We start from the raw sequence: 22,926 nt of genomic DNA on the forward strand, positions 1-22,926 counted from the left end.
GCCGTCCCCCGCGGGGGACGGCGCTCCGCCGCGTCCGGGGCTCTCACAACCGCCAGTCGACCCCGTCCCCGCCCTGCTCGCGCAGCAGCCGGTCCACGGCGCTGAACGGCCGGGAGCCGAAGAAGCCCCGCGAGGCCGACAGCGGGCTGGGGTGCACGCCCTCGACGGCGGGCACGGACCCCAGCAGGGGCCTCACCGTCTGCGCGTCGCGGCCCCACAGCAGCGCCACGAGCGGGCCGCCGCGCGCGGCCAGCGCGCGCACCGCCGCGTCGGTGACGGCCTCCCAGCCGGTCCGCCGGTGCGAGCCGGAGGCGCCCGAGCGCACCGTCAGGACGCGGTTGAGCAGCAGGACCCCCGAGGCCGTCCACGCCGACAGGTCGCCGTGCTCGGGGGGCTGGACGCCGGTGTCCTCGCGCAGCTCCCGGTAGACGTTGACGAGGCTGCGCGGCAGCGGCCGCACGTGCGGCTCGACGGCGAAGGACAGGCCGATCGGGTGCCCGGGGGTGGGGTAGGGGTCCTGCCCGACGAGGAGGACGCGGACGTCCTCGAACGGCTGGCGGAAGGCGCGCAGGACGTGCTCCGGCGCCGGCAGCCAGGGTCCCTCCTCGGCGGCGAGCCGCTGCGAGAGCGCCCGCAGCTGCGGGCGCACCCCCGCGAGGGCCCGCGCCCAGCCGGGGTCCAGGTCGTCCAGGCCGAGGCCGGCGGGGTCGTCGCCGGGGCCGCCGCCGGAGCCCCCGTCGCCGGGGTCGGGCAGGTCCAGGTCGAGGGGGGGCTGCACCACGGCGGCGACCGTAGCCCGCGCCCTGACCGGGCGCCCGGCGGCGAGCGGTCGTGGGCGGTGCCGGCGGGGCGCGCCGGGAGCGCGCGGGCGGGCTGGTGTCGGTGCCAGCACCTACAGTGGCGCACGCCGGTGGGGACGCCGGCGGCACGGACGAGGGCTGGAGGACGGCATGGACGAGGCGGCGGCGCGCACGATCGGCGCCGGTCAGGACGGGGCCGGGGACACCGGTGCCGCGGCCGGCGGGCTCAGCCCCCGGGACGCCGAGGTCCTCGCCTTCGAGCGGCAGTGGTGGAAGTACGCCGGCGCCAAGGAGCAGGCGGTCCGCGAGCTGTTCGACCTGTCCCCGACCCGCTACTACCAGGTGCTCAACGCCCTCATCGACTCCCCGGCGGCCCTGGCCCACGACCCGATGCTCGTCAAGCGGCTGCGCCGGATGCGCGCCACCCGCCAGCGCGCGCGCTCGGCGCGCCGCCTGGGCGTGCAGCCCTGAGCGCGCGCCGCGCAGCCCGTCCCGCCCGGCCGCTGGCCCCCCGCCGCGGCGCCCACCGCACCCGGCGCGGGCCGCTGGGCGTGCTGCTGCTCGTGCTCCTCTGGCTGCTGGTGGCCGCCGTCGTGGTCGCCGCCGCGGTCTGGGCGCTGGACCGCGTCGCCGGCGACGTCCTGGACCTGGCGCGCTCCCTGCTGTGACACCGTCCGACCACGGGTTGCGCGAACCCTGTCCGCGCGGGCGGTCGCCGCACTAGCCTCGGTCCCGGTCGAGCCGTCCGGCCCTCGCGCCTCCCCGGGGGCGCGCGCGCCGGGCGTCGCCCACGGCGACCACCGCCGCGGGCAGCGTGAGACCCGCGTCCGGTGCGTGCCGGAGGCGTCCTCCGCTCGTGGCACCACCAGGAGAAGGCAATGGCTCAGGGCACCGTCAAGTGGTTCAACGCCGAGAAGGGGTACGGCTTCATCACCGTCGACGACGGCGGTGCGGACGTGTTCGTGCACTACTCGGCCATCGTGGCCGACGGCTACCGCTCCCTCGAGGAGGGGCAGCGCGTGGAGTTCGAGGTCGGCCAGGGGCAGAAGGGCCCGCAGGCCGAGAGCGTCCGCGGCCTCTGAAGCGCCCCGGCCCCGCGACCGCTGCCACCGCAGCCCGGTCGCGGGGCCTTCGCGCGCCCGGACGCCCCCGGACGGCGGGGGGTGGTTTGCACTCGACCGCCCCGAGTGCCAACATTGGGGTTGGCACTCTCGAGTCGAGAGTGACAGCACGACCAGCACCTCGACACGGGAGCGACAGCTCCCGGCCGGTCCGGTGAGGTCGTCGGCGCGGGGGACGTGACCCCGCCGCCGCCGGCCGTCCGTCGCGGGCACCGCTCCGGCCGACCACCGCCCGCCTTCTGGGAGGAACACCAGGCATGAGCAAGATCATCGCCTTCGACGAGGAGGCCCGTCGCGGCCTCGAGCGCGGCATGAACCAGCTCGCCGACGCGGTCAAGGTGACGCTCGGCCCCAAGGGCCGCAACGTCGTCCTGGAGAAGAAGTGGGGCGCCCCCACGATCACCAACGACGGTGTCTCCATCGCCAAGGAGATCGAGCTCGAGGACCCCTACGAGAAGATCGGGGCCGAGCTCGTCAAGGAGGTCGCGAAGAAGACGGACGACGTCGCCGGTGACGGCACGACGACCGCGACCGTCCTGGCCCAGGCGCTCGTGCGCGAGGGTCTGCGCAACGTGGCCGCGGGCGCGAACCCGATGGGCCTCAAGCGCGGCATCGAGAAGGCCGTCGAGGCCGTGACCGAGCAGCTGCTCGGCGCCGCCAAGGAGGTCACCACCAAGGAGCAGATCGCCGCCACCGCCGGCATCTCCGCGGGCGACTCCTCCATCGGCGAGCTCATCGCCGAGGCCCTCGACAAGGTGGGCAAGGAAGGCGTCATCACCGTCGAGGAGAGCAACACCTTCGGCCTGGAGCTCGAGCTCACCGAGGGCATGCGCTTCGACAAGGGCTACATCTCGCCCTACTTCGTCACCGACGCCGAGCGTCAGGAGACGGAGCTCGAGGACCCGTACCTGCTGATCCTCAACTCCAAGATCTCCACGGTGAAGGACCTGCTCCCGCTGCTGGAGAAGGTCATGCAGTCGGGCAAGCCGCTCGTCATCATCGCCGAGGACGTCGAGGGCGAGGCCCTGGCCACGCTCGTCGTCAACAAGATCCGCGGCACCTTCAAGTCCGTCGCCGTCAAGGCCCCGGGCTTCGGCGACCGCCGCAAGGCGATGCTGAACGACATCGCCATCCTCACCGGTGGCCAGGTCATCTCCGAGGAGGTCGGGCTCAAGCTCGACACCGCCGACCTCGACCTGCTGGGCCGCGCCCGCAAGGTCGTCGTCACCAAGGACGAGACCACCATCGTCGAGGGCGCCGGCGACGCCGACCAGATCGCCGGCCGCGTCGCGCAGATCCGCTCCGAGATCGAGCGCAGCGACTCCGACTACGACCGCGAGAAGCTGCAGGAGCGCCTCGCCAAGCTCGCCGGCGGCGTGGCCGTCATCAAGGCGGGCGCGGCCACCGAGGTCGAGCTCAAGGAGCGCAAGCACCGCATCGAGGACGCCGTCCGCAACGCGAAGGCCGCCGTCGAGGAGGGCATCGTCGCCGGTGGTGGCGTGGCCCTCATCCAGGCCGGCACCGCGGCGTTCGAGAAGCTCGAGCTCACCGGTGACGAGGCCACGGGCGCGAACATCGTCAAGGTCGCCGTCGAGGCCCCGCTGAAGCAGATCGCCGTGAACGCCGGCCTCGAGGGCGGCGTCGTGGCGGAGAAGGTCCGCAACCTGCCCACCGGTCACGGCCTGAACGCCGCCACCGGCGAGTACGTGGACCTGCTCGACGCGGGCATCAACGACCCGGTCAAGGTGACGCGCTCCGCGCTGCAGAACGCCGCCTCCATCGCGGGCCTGTTCCTCACCACCGAGGCCGTCATCGCCGACAAGCCGGAGAAGGCCGCTGCGGCCCCGGCCGGCGACGGCGGCATGGGCGGCATGGACTTCTGATCCACGCCTGACCCCGCGGGGCGCGCGAGCGCCCCGCACCAGCTCCACCCGCGAGGGCGGTCCCGACCAGGGGCCGCCCTCGCGGCGTTCTCGGGCCCGGGGGTGCGTCAGGCCGGCAGCGGCACGGGGGCGCGGTCGAGGTCGGCCAGGTCGGCGCCCGCCGCGTGCAGGAGCTCCACGAGGGACTCCGGGCCGCTGCGCTCGGCGTGGTCGCGCTCGGCGTCGTGCACGGGCACGGCCTGCAGCCAGCGCACGTCCACCTGCGGGGTCAGCGGGTAGCGGGCCAGCGTCGGGAAGGACCACGGCGCGGTGACGAGCAGGTGGCGGGTCCGCCCGCCCAGCAGTTCGCCCACGACGTCGGGGAAGACCGTCCCGGCCCGCACGGGCAGGCGCTCCTTGACGGCCGTGAAGGCGCAGGCCACCACCAGGCCGCTGCACAGGTCCACGTCGGGGTGCCGCAGCGTCGTCACCAGCTCCACCCGCACGTCCTCGCCGTCCACCGGGTTCGGGCGCCGGTGCATCGACAGCGTCGAGACCGTCACGTGCCCCGGCCGGGGCGCGTCCGGGCACGTCATGAGGTGCAGCTCGTGCTCCTGGGTGCGGTCCAGGTACGGCTCGATGACCGGCCACGCCCCCGGCGACAGGCGCCGGGCGACGTAGCGGGCCATCGCGACCTCGGCGTCGCTGGGCTCCACGAGGCTCACGCGCGCACCCCCGCCTCGTGCCAGGGCCGGCCCACCGGCCGCGCGTCCTCGCGCGCCAGGCCCGTGACGGGGTCTGCCAGGGCCGCCAGGTGGGCGTGCAGGCGCGCGTCCACCCAGCGCTCGCTGCCGGTCAGCGCGTCCAGCACGAAGCGGGGGTGGGCGGTCAGCCGCTCGCGCAGCCGGAAGCCCGCCCCGCGCGTGGTCGCGGCCAGGGAGTCCAGCTGCGGCCACGGCCGCTCGGGGTTGACGTGGTCGGGCGTCAGCGGCGACACCCCGCCCCAGTCGTCGACGCCGGCGGCCAGCAGCTGCGCGCGCTGCTCCGGGTCGGACAGGTTCGGCGGGGCCTGCAGCGACACCGACGGCCCCACGACGAGGCGGGCCACGGCCAGGGCGGCCAGGTACTCCTCGTGGCCGAGGTCGTCCTCGCCGCGCATGGCGGTGTCGTCCTTGGCGCGGAAGTTCTGCACGATGACCTCCTGCGTGCCGCCGTGCTCGTCGGCCACCGCGCGCAGCGCGAAGAGCGACTCGGCCCGCTCGGCGGGGGTCTCGCCGATGCCGATCAGCAGACCGGTGGTGAACGGGACGGCCGCGCGGCCGGCGTCGTGCAGCACCCGCAGGCGCAGCTCGGGGTCCTTGTCGGGCGAGCCGTAGTGGACCCCGCCGGGCTCGGTGAACAGCCGCGCGGCGGTCGTCTCCAGCATCATCCCCATCGAGGGGGCCACCGGCCGCAGCCGCGCCAGGGCCTCCGCGCTCATCACGCCGGGGTTCAGGTGCGGCAGCAGCCCCGTCTCCTCCAGCACGAGGACGGCCAGCGCCCGCACGTACTCCAGGGTCGAGGCGTACCCGCGGGCGGCCAGCCAGTCGCGCGCGGCGCCCCAGCGGTCCTCGGGGGCGTCGCCGAGGGTGAACAGGGCCTCCTTGCAGCCGGCCGCGGCACCGGCCCGGGCGATGGCGAGGACCTCCTCCTCGTCCAGGTAGGCGGCGGGCAGGCGCCCGGGCGTCGTGGCGAACGTGCAGTAGTGGCAGCGGTCGCGGCACAGCCGGGTCACGGGGACGAACACCTTCTTGGAGTAGGTGGTCGTGCCGGGCCGGCCGGCGGCGGCCATCGCCGCGTCGCGCACGGGCGCGGCCGCCGCGCACAGCCGCGCCAGGTCGTCGCCGCGCGCGTGCAGCAGCACCTCCGCGTCCGCGGGTGAGGGCGCGGTGCCCACCCGCGGGTCGAGGTCGTCCAGCGCGGCCAGGGCGCTGCGCAGCCGCGGTGCCGGCGGCGCGGGCACCGCCGGGGCGGTGCGGCGGGCGCGCCGGCGCGGCGCGGGCAGGGCGGTGGGTGTCACGGGGCGGACCTCCGGTCCGGTGTCGGGAGCTCAGCGGCAGGCGGGCGCGGTGGCGGTCGTGGGCGTGGTCGTGGGCGCGGTCGCGGTCGCGGCGCGCAGGGCCGCGCGGGTGCGGGGGCCGACGCCGAGCGCGCGGGCGGCCTCGAGGTCCGCGGGCACGTCCACGTCGCGCCGCAGCGACGGCAGCGCGCCCGGCAGGGGCGCCGCGCCGGCCTCGGCGTGGGCGCGGGCGGAGCCGGGGCCGAAGCGGTGCGGGGGGTGCCCGGCGCGGTCGGCGACCAGGACGCTGCCGGTCCCCTCGGCGTCGGTGACGAGCACCGGGCCGGTGCGGGCGGCCGCACCGGTCAGCGCCAGGGCGAGGTCGTCGGGGCGCAGCGCGGGCAGGTCGGCCACCAGCACGGCGGTGGGGCCGGTGCCGACGGCGGCCAGCCCGGCCTCCACGGCCCGGTGCAGCCCGGGCCCGCCCGCGGCGACGACGGCGGCCCCGGCCCCGCGGGCGGCCGCGGCGACGTCCGGGTCGTCGGTGACGCACACGACGAGGGCGACGGGCGGGGCTGCCAGGGCGGCGGTCAGGCAGTCCAGCGCCATGGCCGTGGCCAGGGCGCGCCGCTCGGCGACGGGCAGCCCGAGGCGCGACTTGGCCCCGTCCCCGCCCTTGACCGGCACGACGACCCGCCAGCGTCCGCTCGCGACCACCGGGGGAGTCTCCCCCAGGCGCCGGGCGGCCGCCCGCGCGGCCCCGGTGGGCGGCCCCGGCGGCAGGGCCGCGACCGGGGCGCGCGCCTAGGGTGGCCCCGTGAGCCTGGACACCTCCCGCCGCAGCGAGCCGGCCCGGCGCGTGGTGCGCACCGCCGTCACCGCCGGCGCGCTCGACGTCGACGAGCACGCGCGGCTCGTCGGCGACGCTGCCGCGGGCGCCGTGGTCACCTTCGCGGGGGTGGTGCGCGACCACGACCACGGCCGCGCCGTCCTGGACCTGGAGTACACGGGCCACCCGAGCGCCGCCGACGTCCTGGCGGCCGTCGTGGCGCGCGTGAGCGCCGAGGAGGCCGTGGACGCCGTCGCGGTCAGCCACCGCCTGGGGCACCTGGCGGTGGGCGACTGCGCGCTGGCCGTCGCGGTCTCCGCCGCCCACCGCGCCGAGGCGTTCGCGGCCTGCGCCCGGCTCGTGGACGAGGTCAAGGAGCACCTGCCGGTGTGGAAGCGGCAGCGCTTCGCCGACGGGACGAGCGAGTGGGTCGCCTGCCCGTGACGCCGCCCGCCCGGCGCCCGCCTAGCCTCTGAGCGTGCCGACCCGCACCCCCGCACCCTCCGCCAGCACGTCGGACCCCGCCGTCCGCGCCGCGCTGCGGGCCGCCGAGCGCGACCCGGCCGGTCTCGACGACGCCGGGTACACCGCCCTCCTGCTGGCCGCCGGCGACGACCTGGAGGCGCTGTGCGCGCTGGCCGACGCGGTGCGCCGCGACGCCGTCGGCGACGAGCTGACCTTCGTCGTCAACCGCAACCTGGACACGGCCGTGGTGCTGGAGGAGGACGCGCCGCAACTGCTGGCCGAGGCCGTCGCCCTGGGCGCCACCGAGGTGTGCGCGCAGGGCCCGCTGCCCGACCACGCGCCCGCCGACGGCTACCTGCGGCTGGTGCGGCTGGTCGCCGAGCACGCCCCCGGCGTGCACCTGCACGCCTTCCGCCCCGCCGAGGTCGCCGACGCGGCCGCGCGGCTGGGCGCGAGCCCGCGCGAGTTCCTGCTCGCCGCCCGCGCCGCCGGGCTGGGCTCGGTGTGCGGGACGGCCGCGAAGGTCCTGGACGACGACGTGCGCGCCCGCCTGAACGGCGGCGTCCCGGACCTGCCGGTGGCGCGCTGGCTGGAGCTGGTGGCCACCGCGCACGGGGCGGGGCTGCGCTCGACGGCGACGATCGTGCACGGGCACGTCGAGACGCCCGCGCAGCAGGTGGCGCACCTGCGGCTGCTGGCGGACCTGCAGGACCGCACCGGCGGGTTCACCGAGTTCATCCCCATGCCGTTCCTGCCGCCGGCCGGGCCGCTGCCGCCCGGCTGCCGCCCCGGCCCGGACGTGCGCGAGGTGCGGGCGCTGACGGCCGTGGCGCGGCTGCTGCTGCACGGGCGCGTGGACCACGTGCAGACGGCGTGGACGAAGGTGCGCCCGGACGTCGTGGAGCAGCTGCTGCGCGGCGGCGCGGACGACCTGGGCGGCCTCCTCGTCGACGGTGCGCTGCGCCCGGGCGCCGGCGCCGAGGCGGGCCGGGAGCTGACCCGCGCCGACGTCGCGGCGCTGGGGGAGCGGCTGGGCCGGCGGGTGCGGCAGCGCACCACGCTGTACGGGAACGTCCCCGCGGCCCCGGGCGGGCGCTGATGCCCTCCCCGCAACGCGCCCCGGACGCCTCGCCGGGTCTCTCGCCGAGCCCTCCGGCGGACGCCTCGGCGCCGACCGTGGTGGACGTCGCGGTCGTGGGCGCGGGCATCGCCGGGCTGGGGCTGGCGGTGCTGCTGGCCCGCCGCGGCCGCGAGTCGTTCGTCGTGCTGGAGCGCGGCGACGACGTCGGCGGCACCTGGCGCGACAACCGCTACCCGGGGGTGGCCTGCGACGTGCCCTCGCACCTGTACTCCTACTCCTTCGCCCCGCGCGCGGACTGGTCGCGCGTGTTCGCCCCCGGCGCGGAGGTCCAGGAGTACCTGCGCGCCACCGCCCGCGAGGCGGGGGTGCGCCCGTGGTTCGGGGCGGAGGTGACGGACGCCCGCTGGGACGAGGGGGCGGGCTGCTGGCACGTCACCAGCCGCCGCGGCCCGGTGCGCGCGCGGGTCCTCGTGCTCGCCGGGGGACGCCTGTCGGACCCGCGGGTGCCGGACGTGGAGGGCCTGGACGCCTTCGGCGGCCCGGTGTTCCACTCCGCGCGCTGGGACCCGTCGGCGGACCTGACCGGGAAGCGGGTGGGCGTGGTCGGCACGGGCGCCTCGGCCGTGCAGCTGGTCCCGGAACTGGCCCGCACCGCGGGCCGGGTGGTGGTGTTCCAGCGCAGCGCCCCGTACGTGGTGCCGCGCGAGGACCGCACCTACAGCGCCGCCGAGCGGGCCGCGTTCCGCGCCGACCCGGACCTCGTGCGGCGCCTGCGCGAGGAGCAGTTCGCGCAGATGGAGCGCGGCCACGCCGCGCGCCGCCTCGTGCGGCCCGACGTCGACGCCCTGCGCGAGCGCGCCCTGGCCCACCTGGCCGCGCAGGTCCCCGACGCGCGGCTGCGGGCGCTGCTGACGCCGGACCACGAGGTCGGCTGCAAGCGGGTGCTGCTGTCCGACGACTTCTACCCCGCGCTGGGCGAGCCCCACGTCGACCTGGAACCGGCTGCGCTGCAACGGCTCGAACCGGGGGCGGCGGTGTCGGCGGCGGGCCGGCGCTTCGGCCTGGACGTCCTCGTCCTGGCCACGGGGTTCCGCTCGACGCGGCCGCTGTGGGCGCAGCGCGTGCGCGGGCGGCACCGCACGCTGGCCGAGCACTGGCGCGACGGGATGACCGCGCACGCCTCGACGGTGGTGCACGGGTTCCCGAACATGTTCGTCCTCGACGGCCCGAACGCCAGCCTGGGCCACAACTCCGCGGTGCACGTCATCGAGAGCCAGTTCGGCTACGTGCTGGGCGCGCTGGACCACCTGGCCGGCCGCGCCGGGGCGCTGGAGGTCAGCGAGCGCGCCGAGCGCGAGTACACCCGCGAGATCGACGAGCGCGCCCGCTCCACGGTGTGGCTGCGCGGGGGGTGCACGAGCTGGTACGTCGACGCGCGCAGCGGCCGGCTGACGCTGCTGTGGCCGGGGACGGCGACGGAGTTCCGCGAGCGCAACGGGGTCTTCGACCCGGCGCCGTTCGCCGCCTGAAGCGCAGCCCGGCGCGGCGGCCCGGGCCGCGGGGGCTCAGCCGCCGGCGAAGGGCGGCAGGACGTCCAGGAGGGCTCCGGCGCGCAGCCGGTCGCCGCGCTCGGCGGCCTCGGCGTCCAGCAGGAACGTCGAGGCGGCCAGCACGCGGGCCAGCGGTTCGCCGCGGGCGGCGAGGGCGTCGACGAGGTCCCCGACGGTCGGGGTCCCACCGGGGGCGCCGGGCAGGGCGACGTCCTCCTCCTCGCGGCCGGCGGCCGTGGCCGCGCCGGCGAAGAAGCGCACCCGCACGGTCGCGGTCGCGGGCACGGCGGCGGTGGGGGAGGGGGTGCTGGTCACGGGCTCGTCATCCTCCGATGGCGCTCATGGGCCGGGTGGGGTGCAGGAAGCCGGGGTCGTCGATGTCGTGGCCGGGCAGCTTGCCCCACATCGCCGTCCGCCACGTCGCCGCCAGCTGCGCGTCGTCGGCGCCGGCGCGCAGGGCGTCGCGCAGGTCGGTCTCGGTGGTGGAGAACAGGCAGGTGCGCACCTGCCCGTCGGCGGTCAGCCGGGTGCGGTCGCAGTCGCCGCAGAAGGGCCGGGTGACGGAGGCGATGATCCCGACCCGGCCGAGCGCGCGGCCCGTGGCGGGGTCGGTGACGTCCCACGTCTCGGCGGGGGCGGAGCCGCGGGCGGCGGCGGGGCGGGCCACGAGGGTGAACGCGCCCTGCAGGGACGCCAGGACCTCCTCGGCGGTGATCATGTCCTCGCGCCGCCACGTGCCGTGCGGGTCCAGCGGCATCTGCTCGATGAAGCGCAGCTCGACGCCGCGCTCCAGGGCCCAGCGCAGCAGCGCGGGCGCCTCGTCGTCGTTGACGCCGCGCAGCAGGACGGCGTTGACCTTCACGGGCGCGAGGCCCGCGGCCGCGGCGGCCTCGACGCCGGCGAGGACGTCGGCGTGCCGGTCGCGGCGGGTGATGGCCGCGAAGCGTGCGGGGTCCAGGGTGTCCAGGGAGACGTTGACGCGCCCGAGCCCGGCGGTGGCCAGCCCGGCGGCGCGGCGGGCCAGGCCGATGCCGTTGGTGGTCAGGGACGTGCCGACCGGGGCGCCGTCGGCGGTGCGCAGCGCCGCCGTGGCGGCCACGAGGTCCTCCAGGCCGCGGCGCAGGAGCGGTTCGCCGCCGGTGAAGCGGACCTCGCGCACGCCCAGCTCGCGCACGGCCAGGGTCACCAGCCGGACGACCTCGGCGTCGGTGAGCACGGCGGGGCGCTCCAGCCAGGGCAGCCCCTCCGGCGGCATGCAGTAGTGGCAGCGCAGGTTGCAGCGGTCGGTCAGGGAGACGCGCAGATCGGTCGCCGTGCGGCCGTAGCGGTCCCGCAGCGGGCCCGTGGAGCTGTCCGGGGCGGGCGGGGCCGGGGAGGCGCTGCCCGGCGCGGACCCGGCGGGCCGGCGCACCGCGGGCACCCCGAGGTCGACGATCGTCACCGCCCCAGCGTAGGCGCCGGGACGCGGGTGAACCCGAGATGAACGCGGAGGACGCTCCCGGTGGCGCGATCCACCGGTTCCGTCACTCCGCGTCGTGGAGTGCGACGGTGCGTCGACTTCTGGCGCGGTTCGCGACGCGATCGGCCGACCGGCGGAGTGGTGCTCGGGGTGCGTCGCGTCGTGACTGCACTGTGATGTGCGGGTGGCTCGCTCTTGGCGCGGTCCTGGGCTATGGTCTAGGTGAACGGAAGATGAACAGGAGGTTCCTCATGGCCGACTTGACCATGGCGGTTCGCCGTGAGCGTGTCCGTCCGAGCACGCCGACGGTGCACTGGATCACGGTGCGGGACGACAGCGGTCGCCCGCACCTGGAGATGCGCTGGGACGTGCCCGGCGCGACCGCGGCGGCACCGGCGGCCCGCGCCGCCTGACCCGCCCGCACCGGCCCCGAGGGCCCGGGACGCCCACCGACGAGCGTCCCGGGCCCTCGCGCGTCCGGCGGGCGCGAGGCCCCGGGCAGGCTCAGCCGGCGAACATGCGGGCGTTGGCCGCCTCCACCTCCGCGTACTGCTGACCCGCCGTGGCCAGCACCCGCTGGATGTCCTCCAGGTTCACGCGCACCCGCTCCATCGTGGAGCGCCAGCTCGCGCTCAGCGCCTGGAAGCCCGTCGCGGCCGACCCCTTCCACACCGCCTCCAGGTCCAGCAGGTGGCGCATCAGCGCCTCCGCCTCGCCGCCCAGGGTCTGCACCGACGCCTGCACCACCTGGCTCGCCGCGGCCACGCGGTCGCTGTCCACCTCGAACCGGCTCATGGCACGCTCCTGCCCGCGGGCCGCGCCCGCACTCCGGGGCCGGCCCTGCGCCGACCCGCCGCCCGCGACGCTAGGGAGCGCACGATCGGCACGCCGCCGCCGTCCACACGCCGGTCGACCCGTCCCGGCGCACCGCCCCTGTGGACCCGCCCGTGACCGTCCTCGTCGACGACCCGCGGTGGCCGGCGCACGGCCGCTGGTGGGCGCACCTGGCCAGCGACACCTCGCTGGCCGAGCTGCACGCCTTCGCCGAGGCGCTGGGACTGCCCCGGCGGGCCTTCGAGGGCGACCACTACGACGTGGCCGCCGACCTCGTGCCCCGGGCTCTGGCCCGGGGCGCCGTCGCCGTGCCCACCCGCGAGCTGCTGCGCCGCGTGCGCGCCGCGGGGCTGCGCACCCCCAAGCGGCGCGGGGAGAGGGTCGTCGCCACGCGTGAGGCGGACGGCGTGCGCGAGGACCTGCTGAGCGCGGTCGCCGTGCCCGCTCCCCACGGGCCGGGCGTCGTCCTCGACCCCGCCCGGGGCCTGGTCGCGCCGCTCGCCGCGCCCGACCCCGTCCTGGAGGTCCTGGGCTTCCGCCGCCGCTGGTGGTGGGACGGCGGCAGCCGCCGCGTCGAGCACCACGCCGTGCAGCTGGCCGCGGGCGGCGGCCCGGGCGCCGGGCCGCTGCCCGGGGGCTGGTGGAGCCCGCTGTGGAGCGGCTCCACCGGCTCCACCGGCCCCGCCGGGCTCACCGCTCCGGGCGCGCCGTGAGGGTCGTCGTCAGCGCGAGCTGCTGCCCGTCCCGCACCACCGTCAGCTCGACCCGCGCGCCCACCGCGGTGCCGCGGACGGTGGCCGTCAGCGATTCGTAGCCGGGGGTCTCGCGCCCGTCCACGGCCGTCACGACGTCCCCGGCGCGCAGCCCCGCCTCCGCGGCCGGCGTCCCGTCCTCCACGGCCGCCACCTGGGCCCCCGTGCGGGTGACGCCGTCCGCGGTCACGGCCGGGTCCTGCGGGGCCAGGCTCACGCCCAGCCAGGCGTGCTGCGCCGAGCCGTCCGCGACGAGCTGGTCGGCGATCATCCGCACCTCGTTCGAGGGGATGGCGAAGCCGAGGCCGATGCTGCCGCCCTGGCCGCCGCTGCTCGCGCCCAGCGTGGCGATCGAGGAGTTGACGCCGACCACCCGTCCGGAGCCGTCCAGCAGCGCCCCGCCGGAGTTGCCGGGGTTGATCGCCGCGTCCGTCTGGATGGCGTTGGTCGCCACCGTCTCCGGCGCCGTCGGCTGCGGGGCGGACAGCCCCGGCCGCCCGAACGGGGACAGCTGCTGCTGCGCCTGCTCGGTGGCGGCCTCGGTGAGGACGGGCCGGTCCACGGCCGACACGATGCCCGTCGTCGCGCTGCCGGCCAGGCCCAGCGGGTTGCCCAGCGCCATGACGGCCTGTCCCGGCACCACCTGGTCGGAGTCCGCGAAGGTCGCGGCCACGAGGTCGGAGGGCGGGTCGGTGAGCTGCAGGACCGCCAGGTCGGTGGAGGGGTCGGTGCCCACCACGGTCGCCCCGTAGCGCCGTCCGTCGCTGAGCGTCACGGTGATCTCGGCGTCGCCGCCGGCGCCCGTGACGACGTGGTTGTTGGTGACGACGTGCCCGTCGGCGTCGTAGACGATGCCCGACCCCTGACCCTCGGCGGTGGCCGAGCGCACGTCGATGGCGACGACGCTCGGGGCGACGGCGCTGACGACGCCCTGCCAGTCCGGGGTCGTCCCGTCGGACCCCGCCACCGCCGTGCTGCTCGCCGCGGTGCCGGTCGTCCCGCCCGTCCCCGACGGGGTGGCGGTGCCCTGCCCGAACGCGCCGACGAGGCCGGCGGTCAGGACGCTCGCGGCGACCGCGCTGACCAGCGCCGTGCCGGTCAGCCCCAGCCAGCCCGGCCGGCGGCCCGGGCCGCGCCCGCCGCCCCCGCCGCCGGTGCCGTCGCCCCCGCCGGTGGGGGGCACCGGCCCGCCGGGCGTCGTCCACGGGTCGAACCGCTGCGCCTCCGCCGCGGGCGCGGGCCAGTCCGTCCTCGCCGTCCCGGTGCCCGCCGCGCCGCCGGTGACGTCGGTGCGGGTGCGCTCGTCCTGACCGTTCATCCTGCTCACCCCGTGCTCGTCGGTGGTCGTGCCGCCCGTCCGGGGCGGCCGTTCACCACGAGGATCGGACGCCGTCCTGCAGGCGGACCCGGAACGGGCTGGACGTCACCTGTGAACCTCCGGCCCGGCGGGGGTGGCGTCCTCCACGTCGGGCCCGGCCTCCGGGTCGTCGTCGCCGACGGGGGCGTCCACGGCGCGGAAGCGCACCCGGAAGGTGGCGCCGCCGCCGGGCGTGGGGACGACGGAGACCGTCCCGCCGTGCCCGGTGACGATGGTCGACACGATCGCCAGCCCCAGCCCGGCGCCGCCCGTGCCGCGCTGGCGGGAGGCGTCGACGCGGTAGAAGCGCTCGAACACCCGCTCGGCCTCCTCCGGCGTCAGCCCCGGGCCGTGGTCGCGCACCTCCACCACCGACTCCGGGCCGCTGGGCCCGGCCACGCGACCGACCGCGACCTCCACGGGCGTGCCGGCGGGGGTGTGGTGCAGCGCGTTGGCCAGCAGGTTCGTCATCACCTGCCGCAGCCCGGCCTCGTCGGCGAGCACCACCGCCGAGGAGGGCCCGTGCTCGTCGTCCACGCCCACCAGGCGCACCCGCCGGTCGGCGGCCAGGCCGCGGGCGTCGTGGACGGCGTCGGAGGCGACGACGGCCAGGTCCACGGGCTCGGGCGCGGCCGCCCGCCGCCGCTGCGCCTCGTCGAGGCGGGCCAGCGCCAGCAGGTCCTCCACCAGCCTGCCCAGCCGGGTCGACTCGCCCTCGATGCGGCCCATGACGTGGGCGACGTCGGCCTCCTCGCGCACCGCGCCCTGCCGGTACAGCTCGGCGAACCCGCGGATCGCGGCCAGCGGGGTGCGCAGCTCGTGGCTGGCGTCGGCGACGAACCGGCGCATCTGCTCCTCCGAGCGCTGCTGGGCGCGGAAGGAGCGCTCGATCTGCCCGAGCATCGTGTTCAGCGCCCCGCTGAGGCGGCCGATCTCGGTGCCGGCCGGGGCGGGCGGCACGCGCCGCGACAGGTCCCCGGCGGCGATCGCCGAGGCCGTCTCCTCGATGTCCGACAGCGGCCGGAACGAGCGGCGGATCGCCAGCGCCGCCAGGCCCGTCCCGCCGGCCAGCACCAGCAGGGCCACCACCAGCGAGACGGTGCGGAAGTGGTCCAGGGTGGCGTTGGCGCCCGACAGCGGCAGCGCCACCGCCACCGCCACGGGCACGTCGCCGACCGCGGCCGGCAGCAGCACCACCCGCCACGGGTCGCCGCCGTCGGCGTCGGGCACCGTGAACGGCTCCTGGTCCCCGGCGGCGACGGCCGGCGCGCTCAGCGCCGGCAACCGCGGCGCGTCCACGCACCCGCCCGCGTCGTCGCGCTCGCACGAGACCCGCGTCGTGCCGTCCGGGTAGGCGAACAGCACGTAGTAGTCGGACAGCAGCAGCTGCTCGGCGCGGCTCTGCGAGAACTGCGCGAACGCCCCGCGGACCGCCGTCGCCCCCTTGCCCTGCAGCTCCGCGTCGACCTGCGCCTGCAGGTTGGCGCGCAGCAGGTTCGTGGACACCAGCGCCGTCACCGACATCGCCGCCGTCAGCAGCAGCACGACGATGACCAGCAGCCGCGCGCGCAGCGGCAGGCCCGCCTCGGCGGCCAGGGCCCGCGCGCGCCAGCGGTGCAGCGCGCTCACGCGCCCGGCGGCACGCGCAGCACGTAGCCGACACCGCGCTTGGTGTGGATGAGCGGCTCCAGCCCCTCGGTGTCCAGCTTGCGGCGCAGGTAGGAGATGTAGGACTCCACGATCCCGGCCTCGCCGTTGAAGTCGTAGTCCCACACGTGGTCCAGGATCTGCGTCTTGGACAGCACCCGCTGCGGGTTGAGCATGAGGTAGCGCAGCAGCTTGAACTCGGTGGGGGACAGCTCCACGACGCGCCCGGCGCGGCGCACCTCGTGGGAGTCCTCGTCCAGCTCCAGGTCGTGGAAGACGAGGCGGCCGGTGTCGGGGCCCTCCACGGCGCCGGTGCGCCGCAGCACCGCGCGGATGCGCGCCACGACCTCCTCCAGGCTGAACGGCTTGGTGACGTAGTCGTCGCCGCCCACCGTCAGCCCGGCGACCTTGTCGGCGGTGTCGTCGCGGGCGGTGAGGAACAGCACGGGCACCGCGCGGCCGCGCTCGCGCAGCTTGCGGGTGACGGTGAACCCGTCCAGGTCGGGCAGCATGACGTCGAGGACCACGAGGTCGGGGCGCACCTGCTCGGCCAGCTCCAGCGCCTGCGCGCCGTCGGCGGCGGCCGTGACCTCGAAGCCCGCGAAGCGCAGGCTGGTGGCCAGCAACTCTCGGATGCTCGGCTCGTCGTCGACGACGAGCAGCTTCGCCTCTGGACCGGTGCTCGCTGTCCTCACCCGGCCCAGTGTGCGCCGCGATCCTGGGAGAGCGCTGGGTACCGCCCGTGCCTCCCGGAGCGCAGGGCGGCTGGCAGACTCCCCGGCGTGCTGCGCACCGTCACCGCGACCCGCTACGTCGCGCCGCTGCGCGAGGGCGGCAGCCTGCCGGGGCTGTGCGAGGCCGACGACCTGGGCACGTACGTGGTGAAGTTCCACGGCGCCGGGCAGGGCCGGCGGGTGCTGGTCGCCGAGGTCCTCGCCGCCCGCCTGGCCGCCGCGCTGGACCTGCGGGTCCCGGAGCTCGTCGTCGCCCGCGTCGACCCGGTCATCGGCCGCGGCGAGCCGGACGAGGAGGTGCAGGACCTGCTGCTGCGCTCACCGGGGGACAACCTGGGCGCGGACTTCCTGCCCGGCGCCCTGTCCTTCGACCCGGCCGTGGACCCCGTCGACCCCGCGTGGGCGGCGCGGGTGCTGTGGTTCGACGCCCTCGTGCTCAACGTGGACCGCTCCTGGCGCAACCCCAACGCCCTGTGGTGGGGAGGGGAGCCCTGGCTCATCGACCACGGCGCCGCTCTGTACTTCCACCACGACTGGCCGCGCGCGGCCGCGTCGGTGCAGCGGCCGCTGCGCCACGCCGAGGACCACCTGCTGCTGGCCGCGGCCGCCGAGGTCACCGGCGTGGACGCGGACTGCGCGGCGGCGCTGACGCCGCAGGTGCTCGCCGCGGCCGTCGAGGACGTGCCCGGGGTGTGGCTGGAGGGTGAGCCGGGCTTCGGCGCGGCGCAGGAGGTGCGCGCGGCCTACCGGGACTGGTTCGCCGCCCGGCTGGCGGGCGAGCGCCCGTGGGTGGCGGCACTGGCCGAGGCGCAGCGGGGGGCCCGCCGTGGGTGAGGGGACCCTGGACGTCTACGAGTACGCGGTCGTGCGGGTCGTGCCGCGGGTCGAGCGCGCGGAGTTCCTCAACGCCGGGGTGCTGCTGTGGTGCCGCGCCCGCGAGCACCTGGAGGCCCGGACCCGCCTGGACCCGGTGCGCTTGCGGGCGTTCGCCCCGCACGTGGACGCCGCGGCGGTGGCCCGGCACGTGGCCGCGCTGGAGGGGCTGTGCGGCGGTGACCCGGCGGCGGGCGCCGCGGCCGCCGAGGCGCCCGGGGCGCGGTTCCGCTGGCTGACCGCCCCCCGCAGCACGGTCGTGCAGACCTCGCCGGTGCACTGCGGGCTGACCGCCGACCCGGCGGCCGAGGTGCGCCGGCTGCTCGCCGCGCTCGTGCCGGGGGAGCCGGGTCAGGGGTGAACGAGCGGGCGCTGGCCGTCCACGCCGCGTTCGCCGCGAGCGTCGTCGTCCTGTTCACCCCCGGCGGGGCCGTCGGCGGCTGGCCCGGGCTCGCGCTGCGCGCCGTGGTGTTCGCCGCACTGGCCGGTGCGGCGCTGTGGTGGACGGGCCGGCGCGACGCCGTCCTGGCCGCGGTCCTGCTGTGGGCCGTGGTGGGCGAGGTGGTCCGCGACGCCGTCCTGCCGGGCGTGGACGGCTCGCTGCGCGACGTCGCCGCCCGGGGACCAGGCAGAGGATCAGGCCCGGTAGACCTGCACGACCGACGGGCGCGGCTGGCCGGTGCCGTCGTAGGGGAACAGCGAGGCGGGGGCCTCCGGGGTGGCCTCGTCGTCCTCGCCCGGGTGCTGCACGGCGACGAAGACGCTGCCGTCCTCGGCGATGACCGGGCCGCAGGTCTCCGCGCCGGCCGGCACCGAGAGGAACTGCCGGACCAGCCCGCGGCGCGGGCCGTCCACGGCGACCTCGTACAGGCCGTCGTTGGAACCCAGCGCGTTGCCGTCGGTGGAGATCCACAGGTTGCCGACGCTGTCGAAGGCGACGTTGTCGGGGCAGGAGATCGGGGAGACCAGCGAGCGGTCCACGTCGCCGAAGTACGTGGTCTCGTCGGCGGGGTCGCCGCAGACGAGGACGAGGTTCCACCAGAACGTCGTCGCGGCGGCGTCGTCACCGGACTCGGTGATCTCGACGACGTGCCCGTCCTTGTTCTCCGGGCGCGGGTTCGCCTCGTCGACGCCGGCCTTCCCCTCGGTGCCGCGCTGGGTGTTGTTGGTGCAGGCGACGTAGACGCGGCCGTTGACGGGGTTGCGCTCGACGTCCTCGGGGCGGTCCATCTTCGTGGCGCCGACGGTGTCGGCGGCCAGGCGGGTGTGCACCAGGACGCGCTCGGCGGAGAACCCGGGCACGCGGGAGACGCCGTCGGTGACCAGCGGGATCCAGCGGCCCGTGCCGTCGTAGCGCCCGTCCTCGGTGCCGTCGCCGTCGAAGGCGGCCACGTACAGGTCGCCCTCCTCCAGCAGGGTGAGGTTGTGGGCGCGGTCGCCCTCGCGGAACCGCTCCTTCGAGACGAACTTGTAGACGTAGTCGAAGCGCTCGTCGTCGCCCATGTAGGCCACGGCGCGCCCGTCGGCGGCCAGGGAGACCGTCGCGCCCTCGTGCTTGAAGCGGCCCAGCGCGGTGTGCTTGCGGGGCGTGGAGGCCGGGTCGTACGGGTCGACCTCGACGACCCAGCCGAAGCGGTTCGGCTCGTTCGGCTCGGCGGCGACGTCGAAGCGCTCGTCGACGCGCTCCCAGCCGCGCCCGGTGCCGGTGATGCCGTAGCGGGCCAGGGCCGGGTCCTCGAGGTCCTCGGGGACGGCGAAGTACTGGTGGAAGTTCTCCTCGCCGGACAGCACGGTGCCCCACGGCGTCGTGCCGCCGGCGCAGTTGTTCAGGGTGCCCAGGACGGTGCGGCCCTCGGGGTCGGCGCTGGTGCGCAGCAGGGTGGAACCGGCCGCCGCGCCGGTGACCCGGAACGGGGTCGAGGGGGTGACGCGGCGGTTGTGGTCGGAGTGGCGCACGTAGCCCCACGGCGCGCGGGTGGAGGAGCGGCGCAGCTCCACGACGGACATGCCGTGCGCGGCCATCGCCGTCATCAGCTGCTCGTCGGTGGCCTCGTCGCTGCCGGTGAAGCCGCGGAACATGAGTTCCTCGTTGGTGTACTCGTGGTTGGCCACGAGCAGGGCGCGGTGCTCGTCCCCGGCGAAGGGCAGCACGGCGACGTAGTCGTTGTTGTAGCCGAACTGGCCGGCCTGCGCCTCGGGGCTCTGCGCGTCGAAGTCGAACTCCGGCGCGCCGGGCAAGATCGGGTCGCCCCACGAGAGCACGGCCGCCCAGGCGAAACCGGCGGGCACGTCGAAGGAGTCGGAACCCGCGGGCACGGGCGCGATGGCGGAGAACTCGACCTGGTGGCCCGGGTCGAACGGGGCGGCCAGCGGGGTCGGGTCACCGGCGGCGGCGCGGGCGGCGGGGGCCTGCCCGAGGGCGGCGCCGGCGACGCCGAGGCCGACCAGGCCGGCGAGGACGCCGCGGCGGGAGACGACCCCGCGCACGACGTCGCCGAAGTAGGCGTTCTCCGAGCGGTTGGCCACCGGGGCGGCGCACTGGCTGCCGCAGCGGTAGTGGCAGGTCATCGGGCTGCGCCGCCCGGCGGGCACGTAGGGCAGCAGGGGCAGGGCGGGACGGGGGGTGTCCGTGGTGCTCACGCGGTCTCTCCTCGCGGGTCCTCCGACCGCGGGGGGCGGTCGTCCGCGCCGGACGCTAGGGACGCCGCGGGGGTCCTCCGACGACGTCCGGGTGAGCGCGGGGTGAACCGTCGGTGAGGGTCGCGAAGCACGGTGAGCCTCGCCTCACCCCGCTCCCACCGCGTGCGCCACCGGGACCGGCGGGCGGGGCGGGGCCATCATGGGGCGATGAGCGCCGACGTGACGTCCGAGCTGGCCGCCGACAACCCGTTCGCCGCGCCCAGCGACCTGCCGTTCGGGCTGCCGCCCTTCGACCGGGTGCGCGCGGAGCACTTCGCGCCCGCGTTCGCGGCGGGCACCGCCCAGCACCTGGCCGAGCTGGACGCCCTCCTGGACGCCGAGCCGGGCGCGCAGGAGCTGCTGGACGGCCTGGAGAGCGCGGGGCAGCTGCTGCGTCGCGCGGTGGCCGTGTTCGCCAACCTCGTCGGCACGGACGCCGACGACGAGCTGCGCGCCGTGCAGGCGGAGTGGTTCCCGCGGCTGGCGGCCCACGAGGACGCGGTGCGCCTGGACCCGCGGCTGGTCGCGCAGGTGGCCCGCCACCACGGCGACCCGCCCGCCGGCCTGGACGCCGAGGCGCGCCGGCTGCTGGAGCGCCTGCACACCGACGCCGCGCGCGAGGGCGCGCTGCTCGACGGGGCCGGCCAGCAGCGGCTGCGGGAGCTGAACGCCGAGCTGTCGCGGTTGACGACCGCGTTCGACACCGCCCTGCTGGACGACACGAACGACCTGGCCGTCCACCTGCGGGACGAGGCGGAGCTGGAGGGGCTGGACGCCGCCGGCGTCGCCCGGGCGCGGGAGGCGGCGCAGGCGCGCGGTCTGGACGGCTGGCTGCTGCCGCTCGTGCTGCCCTCCGGTCAGCCGGTGCTGGAGGCGCTGCGCCGGCGCGACGTGCGCCGGCGCGTGCACGAGGCGTCGCTGGCGCGCGGTGGGCGCGGCGGCCCGCACGACACGCGGGTCCTGCTGCAGCGCACCGCCGCGCTGCGCGCCGAGCGCGCGCAGCTGCTGGGGTTCGCGCACCACGCCGCGTGGGTGGTGGCCGACGAGACCGCCGGCGACGCCGAGGCCGCGGTGGGGATGCTGCGGCGCCTGGCGCCGGCGGCCGTCGCGAACGCCCGCGCCGAGGCGGCCGAGCTGGAGGAGGTGCTGCGCGCCGACGGCGAGGAGGGTCCGCTGCGGGCGTGGGACTGGGCCCACTGCGCCGAGCGCCTGCGCCGCGAGCGCTTCGCCGTGGACACCGAGGCCCTGCGGCCGTGGTTCGAGCTGGAGCGCGTCCTCGTCGACGGCGTCTTCGCCACCGCCACCGCCCTGTACGGGCTGGGGTTCTCCGAGCGCTCCGACCTGCCCGCGTACCACCCGGACGTGCGGGTGTTCGAGGTCACCGACTCCGGCCGGCCCCTGGGCCTGTACCTGTTCGACCCGTTCGCGCGCGCCTCCAAGCGCGGCGGGGCGTGGATGAGCTCCTTCGCCGACCAGTCGCGGCTGCTGGGGACCGCACCGGTGGTGGTGAACTGCCTGAACGTGCCGGCGCCCGCCCCCGGCGACCCGGCGCTGCTGACGGTCGACGAGGTGGAGACGCTGTTCCACGAGTTCGGGCACACCCTGCACGGGCTGCTGTCCGACGTGCGCTACCCGCGGTTCTCGGGGACGTCGGTGCCGCGCGACTTCGTGGAGTTCCCCTCGCAGGTCAACGAGTTCTGGGGCTTCGAGCCGGAGGTCCTGGCCCGCTACGCCCGCCACCACGTCACGGGCGAGCCGCTGCCGGCGGACGCCGTGGAGGGCCTGCGCGCCGCGCGCCGCTACGGGCAGGGCTTCTCCACGCTGGAGTACCTGGCGGCGGCGCTGCTGGACCAGGCGTGGCACCGCTTGCCGGCGGGCGCGCTGGACGACGTCCTGGACCCGCCGCGCCCGGAGCAGGTGCAGGAGTTCGAGGCCGCCGCCCTGGCCGAGGCGGGGGTGGCGCTGGAGGAGGTGCCGCCGCGCTACCGCAGCACCTACTTCCACCACGTGTTCGGCGGCGGGTACGCGGCCGCCTACTACTCCTACGTGTGGAGCGAGGTCCTCGACGCCGACACCGTGGAGTGGTTCGGCGAGAACGGCGGGCTGCGCCGCGAGAACGGCGAGCGGTTCCGCCGCACCGTCCTCTCGCGCGGCGGCAGCGTCGACCCGCTGGCCGCCTACCGGGAGTTCCGCGGCCGCGACGCGCGCATCGAGCCGCTGCTGCGCCGGCGGGGCCTGGACGCGGCCTGAGGTCCGCCCGTCCCGCCCGGCCCGCCGTCCTCAGCCCGCCAGGGCGCGCACCGGCGCCGGCGGCGTGAGGGCGGCGGGCAGCTGGTCGGCCGGCAGCGGCCGGGACCAGTGGTAGCCCTGGGCCTGGTCGCAGCCGAGCCGGCGCAGCAGCGCCCCCTCCTCGGCGCTCTCCACGCCCTCAGCGACGGTCTCCAGGCCCAGCGCCTGCGCCAGCCCGATGACGGTGCGCACGACGGCGGTGTCCTCGTCGCGGCCCATCGCCCGCACGAACGAGCGGTCGATCTTCAGCACGTCCACCGGCAGCCGGCGCAGGTAGGACAGCGAGGAGTAGCCGGTCCCGAAGTCGTCGACGGCGATCCGCACACCCAGGGCGCGCAGCGCCGCCAGCACGTCGCGGGCGGTGTCGCCCTCCTGCACGAAGACCGTCTCGGTGATCTCCAGGACGAGCGCGGTCGCGGGCAGGCCGGTGGCCGCCAGCACCCCGCGCACCTCCTCGACCAGCCCGGGGGCCAGCTGCGCCACCGACAGGTTCACCGCCACCGTCAGGTCGGGGTGCCCGGCGGGCCCCGCGCGCCAGGCCGCGGCCTGTGCGCAC

General features: G+C 77.0%; 21 protein-coding genes and 1 pseudogene. 10 read left to right on the top strand and 12 right to left on the bottom strand.

The features are described 5' to 3' along the window. Window positions 1-43: 43 nt before the first annotated feature. Window positions 44-754 carry a uracil-DNA glycosylase gene (locus tag ACRYMY_RS17110; RefSeq protein ID WP_432548448.1) on the bottom strand — a complete coding sequence of 237 codons (711 nt, stop codon included), beginning with the start codon at window positions 752-754 and terminating at the stop codon, window positions 44-46. Between the two features lie 196 nt (window positions 755-950). On the opposite strand from ACRYMY_RS17110, the gene ACRYMY_RS17115 reads away from it, so the two are divergent. From ACRYMY_RS17115 to groL, 3 genes are all read left to right on the top strand, one after another. Continuing rightward, complete coding sequence (locus ACRYMY_RS17115; protein ID WP_369052463.1) at window positions 951-1,271, top strand: DUF3263 domain-containing protein; 321 nt, start codon at window positions 951-953, stop codon at window positions 1,269-1,271. A gap of 407 nt (window positions 1,272-1,678) precedes the next feature. Further along, a complete protein-coding gene (locus tag ACRYMY_RS17120) occupies window positions 1,679-1,882 on the top strand; it encodes a cold-shock protein (RefSeq protein ID WP_179749831.1) in 204 nt (67 codons plus the stop codon). Window positions 1,883-2,178: 296 nt separating this feature from the next. Then, complete coding sequence (groL, locus tag ACRYMY_RS17125; protein ID WP_369052462.1) at window positions 2,179-3,804, top strand: chaperonin GroEL; 1,626 nt, start codon at window positions 2,179-2,181, stop codon at window positions 3,802-3,804. Between the two features lie 107 nt (window positions 3,805-3,911). Here groL and ACRYMY_RS17130 read toward each other — a convergent pair whose 3' ends face one another. The 3 genes and pseudogenes from ACRYMY_RS17130 to cofC all read right to left on the bottom strand — a co-directional run bounded on the left by ACRYMY_RS17130 (window position 3,912) and on the right by cofC (window position 6,538). Then, entirely contained in the window at window positions 3,912-4,508 is a 597-nt protein-coding gene (locus ACRYMY_RS17130) for a suppressor of fused domain protein (protein WP_432548434.1), read from the bottom strand. Window positions 4,509-4,522: 14 nt separating this feature from the next. After that, a pseudogene (cofG, locus tag ACRYMY_RS17135) lies at window positions 4,523-5,827 on the bottom strand (7,8-didemethyl-8-hydroxy-5-deazariboflavin synthase CofG); the annotation flags it as partial. 45 nt (window positions 5,828-5,872) lie between these two features. Then, window positions 5,873-6,538 carry a 2-phospho-L-lactate guanylyltransferase gene (gene cofC / locus ACRYMY_RS17140; protein ID WP_432548435.1) on the bottom strand — a complete coding sequence of 222 codons (666 nt, stop codon included), beginning with the start codon at window positions 6,536-6,538 and terminating at the stop codon, window positions 5,873-5,875. 100 nt (window positions 6,539-6,638) lie between these two features. Here cofC and ACRYMY_RS17145 point away from each other — a divergent pair, with 100 nt between their 5' ends. Genes ACRYMY_RS17145 through ACRYMY_RS17155 form a run of 3 tightly spaced genes read left to right on the top strand, consistent with a single transcriptional unit; the run spans window position 6,639 to window position 9,725 of the window. Next, the gene (locus tag ACRYMY_RS17145; protein ID WP_432548436.1) at window positions 6,639-7,094 is read left to right on the top strand and encodes a molybdenum cofactor biosynthesis protein MoaE; all 456 of its coding nucleotides are present in this window, start codon (window positions 6,639-6,641) and stop codon (window positions 7,092-7,094) included. A 34-nt stretch (window positions 7,095-7,128) separates the two neighbouring features. After that, entirely contained in the window at window positions 7,129-8,214 is a 1,086-nt protein-coding gene (locus ACRYMY_RS17150) for an FO synthase (RefSeq protein ID WP_432548437.1), read from the top strand. Further along, complete coding sequence (locus ACRYMY_RS17155; RefSeq protein WP_432548438.1) at window positions 8,214-9,725, top strand: flavin-containing monooxygenase; 1,512 nt, start codon at window positions 8,214-8,216, stop codon at window positions 9,723-9,725. Before ACRYMY_RS17150 ends, ACRYMY_RS17155 begins: the two co-directional genes overlap by 1 nt. A 36-nt stretch (window positions 9,726-9,761) precedes the next feature. On the opposite strand, the gene ACRYMY_RS17160 is transcribed toward ACRYMY_RS17155, so the two are convergent. From ACRYMY_RS17160 to ACRYMY_RS17170, 3 genes are all read right to left on the bottom strand, one after another. Further along, complete coding sequence (locus ACRYMY_RS17160) at window positions 9,762-10,061, bottom strand: MoaD/ThiS family protein (protein WP_432548439.1); 300 nt, start codon at window positions 10,059-10,061, stop codon at window positions 9,762-9,764. Window positions 10,062-10,068: 7 nt separating this feature from the next. Beyond that, the gene (gene moaA / locus ACRYMY_RS17165; protein WP_432548440.1) at window positions 10,069-11,187 is read right to left on the bottom strand and encodes a GTP 3',8-cyclase MoaA; all 1,119 of its coding nucleotides are present in this window, start codon (window positions 11,185-11,187) and stop codon (window positions 10,069-10,071) included. 522 nt (window positions 11,188-11,709) lie between these two features. Continuing rightward, window positions 11,710-12,000, bottom strand: coding sequence for a WXG100 family type VII secretion target (locus ACRYMY_RS17170; RefSeq protein WP_432548441.1), 291 nt, complete (start codon window positions 11,998-12,000; stop codon window positions 11,710-11,712). A gap of 152 nt (window positions 12,001-12,152) precedes the next feature. Between ACRYMY_RS17170 and ACRYMY_RS17175 the strand changes: the two genes are divergently transcribed. Continuing rightward, window positions 12,153-12,752, top strand: a complete 600-nt coding sequence (locus ACRYMY_RS17175; RefSeq protein WP_432548442.1) for a DUF4031 domain-containing protein — start codon at window positions 12,153-12,155, stop codon at window positions 12,750-12,752. On the opposite strand, the gene ACRYMY_RS17180 is transcribed toward ACRYMY_RS17175, so the two are convergent. From ACRYMY_RS17180 to ACRYMY_RS17190, 3 genes are all read right to left on the bottom strand, one after another. After that, entirely contained in the window at window positions 12,730-14,109 is a 1,380-nt protein-coding gene (locus ACRYMY_RS17180; protein ID WP_432548449.1) for a S1C family serine protease, read from the bottom strand. The genes ACRYMY_RS17175 and ACRYMY_RS17180 overlap by 23 nt on opposite strands. A 105-nt stretch (window positions 14,110-14,214) precedes the next feature. Beyond that, window positions 14,215-15,672, bottom strand: a complete 1,458-nt coding sequence (locus ACRYMY_RS17185; protein WP_432548450.1) for a sensor histidine kinase — start codon at window positions 15,670-15,672, stop codon at window positions 14,215-14,217. A 101-nt stretch (window positions 15,673-15,773) separates the two neighbouring features. Beyond that, a complete protein-coding gene (locus tag ACRYMY_RS17190) occupies window positions 15,774-16,490 on the bottom strand; it encodes a response regulator transcription factor (protein ID WP_432548443.1) in 717 nt (238 codons plus the stop codon). A gap of 87 nt (window positions 16,491-16,577) precedes the next feature. Here ACRYMY_RS17190 and ACRYMY_RS17195 point away from each other — a divergent pair, with 87 nt between their 5' ends. Further along, a complete protein-coding gene (locus tag ACRYMY_RS17195; protein ID WP_432548444.1) occupies window positions 16,578-17,363 on the top strand; it encodes a HipA family kinase in 786 nt (261 codons plus the stop codon). Next, window positions 17,356-17,763 (top strand): DUF3037 domain-containing protein, encoded by a 408-nt coding sequence (locus ACRYMY_RS17200; RefSeq protein WP_432548445.1) that lies wholly within the window; start codon window positions 17,356-17,358, stop codon window positions 17,761-17,763. Before ACRYMY_RS17195 ends, ACRYMY_RS17200 begins: the two co-directional genes overlap by 8 nt. Window positions 17,764-18,038: 275 nt before the next feature. Here ACRYMY_RS17200 and ACRYMY_RS17205 read toward each other — a convergent pair whose 3' ends face one another. Next, a complete protein-coding gene (locus tag ACRYMY_RS17205) occupies window positions 18,039-19,970 on the bottom strand; it encodes a PhoX family protein (RefSeq protein ID WP_432548451.1) in 1,932 nt (643 codons plus the stop codon). A 279-nt stretch (window positions 19,971-20,249) separates the two neighbouring features. On the opposite strand from ACRYMY_RS17205, the gene ACRYMY_RS17210 reads away from it, so the two are divergent. Beyond that, window positions 20,250-22,331: a M3 family metallopeptidase gene (locus ACRYMY_RS17210; protein ID WP_432548446.1), complete on the top strand. Its 2,082-nt coding sequence runs from the start codon at window positions 20,250-20,252 to the stop codon at window positions 22,329-22,331. Between the two features lie 30 nt (window positions 22,332-22,361). Here ACRYMY_RS17210 and ACRYMY_RS17215 read toward each other — a convergent pair. Continuing rightward, the coding region (locus tag ACRYMY_RS17215) for an EAL domain-containing protein (RefSeq protein ID WP_432548447.1) at window positions 22,362-22,926 on the bottom strand (565 nt) is incomplete at its 5' end.

Origin of the sequence: Kineococcus haloalkalitolerans, assembly GCF_050871905.1 — a bacterium.
In the GTDB taxonomy this organism is placed as follows: domain Bacteria; phylum Actinomycetota; class Actinomycetes; order Actinomycetales; family Kineococcaceae; genus Kineococcus.

Bases quoted from the DNA above. Each gene is read 5' to 3' on its own strand.
- groL (WP_369052462.1), top strand. From the start codon at position 2,179: ATGAGCAAGATCATCGCCTTCGACGAGGAGGCCCGTCGCGGCCTCGAG.
- ACRYMY_RS17205 (WP_432548451.1), bottom strand. From the start codon at position 19,970: ATGACCTGCCACTACCGCTGCGGCAGCCAGTGCGCCGCCCCGGTGGCC.
- ACRYMY_RS17210 (WP_432548446.1), top strand. From the start codon at position 20,250: ATGAGCGCCGACGTGACGTCCGAGCTGGCCGCCGACAACCCGTTCGCC.
- ACRYMY_RS17180 (WP_432548449.1), bottom strand. From the start codon at position 14,109: ATGAACGGTCAGGACGAGCGCACCCGCACCGACGTCACCGGCGGCGCG.
- ACRYMY_RS17120 (WP_179749831.1), top strand. From the start codon at position 1,679: ATGGCTCAGGGCACCGTCAAGTGGTTCAACGCCGAGAAGGGGTACGGC.
- ACRYMY_RS17185 (WP_432548450.1), bottom strand. From the start codon at position 15,672: ATGTCGGTGACGGCGCTGGTGTCCACGAACCTGCTGCGCGCCAACCTG.
- ACRYMY_RS17170 (WP_432548441.1), bottom strand. From the start codon at position 12,000: ATGAGCCGGTTCGAGGTGGACAGCGACCGCGTGGCCGCGGCGAGCCAG.
- ACRYMY_RS17155 (WP_432548438.1), top strand. From the start codon at position 8,214: ATGCCCTCCCCGCAACGCGCCCCGGACGCCTCGCCGGGTCTCTCGCCG.
- ACRYMY_RS17115 (WP_369052463.1), top strand. From the start codon at position 951: ATGGACGAGGCGGCGGCGCGCACGATCGGCGCCGGTCAGGACGGGGCC.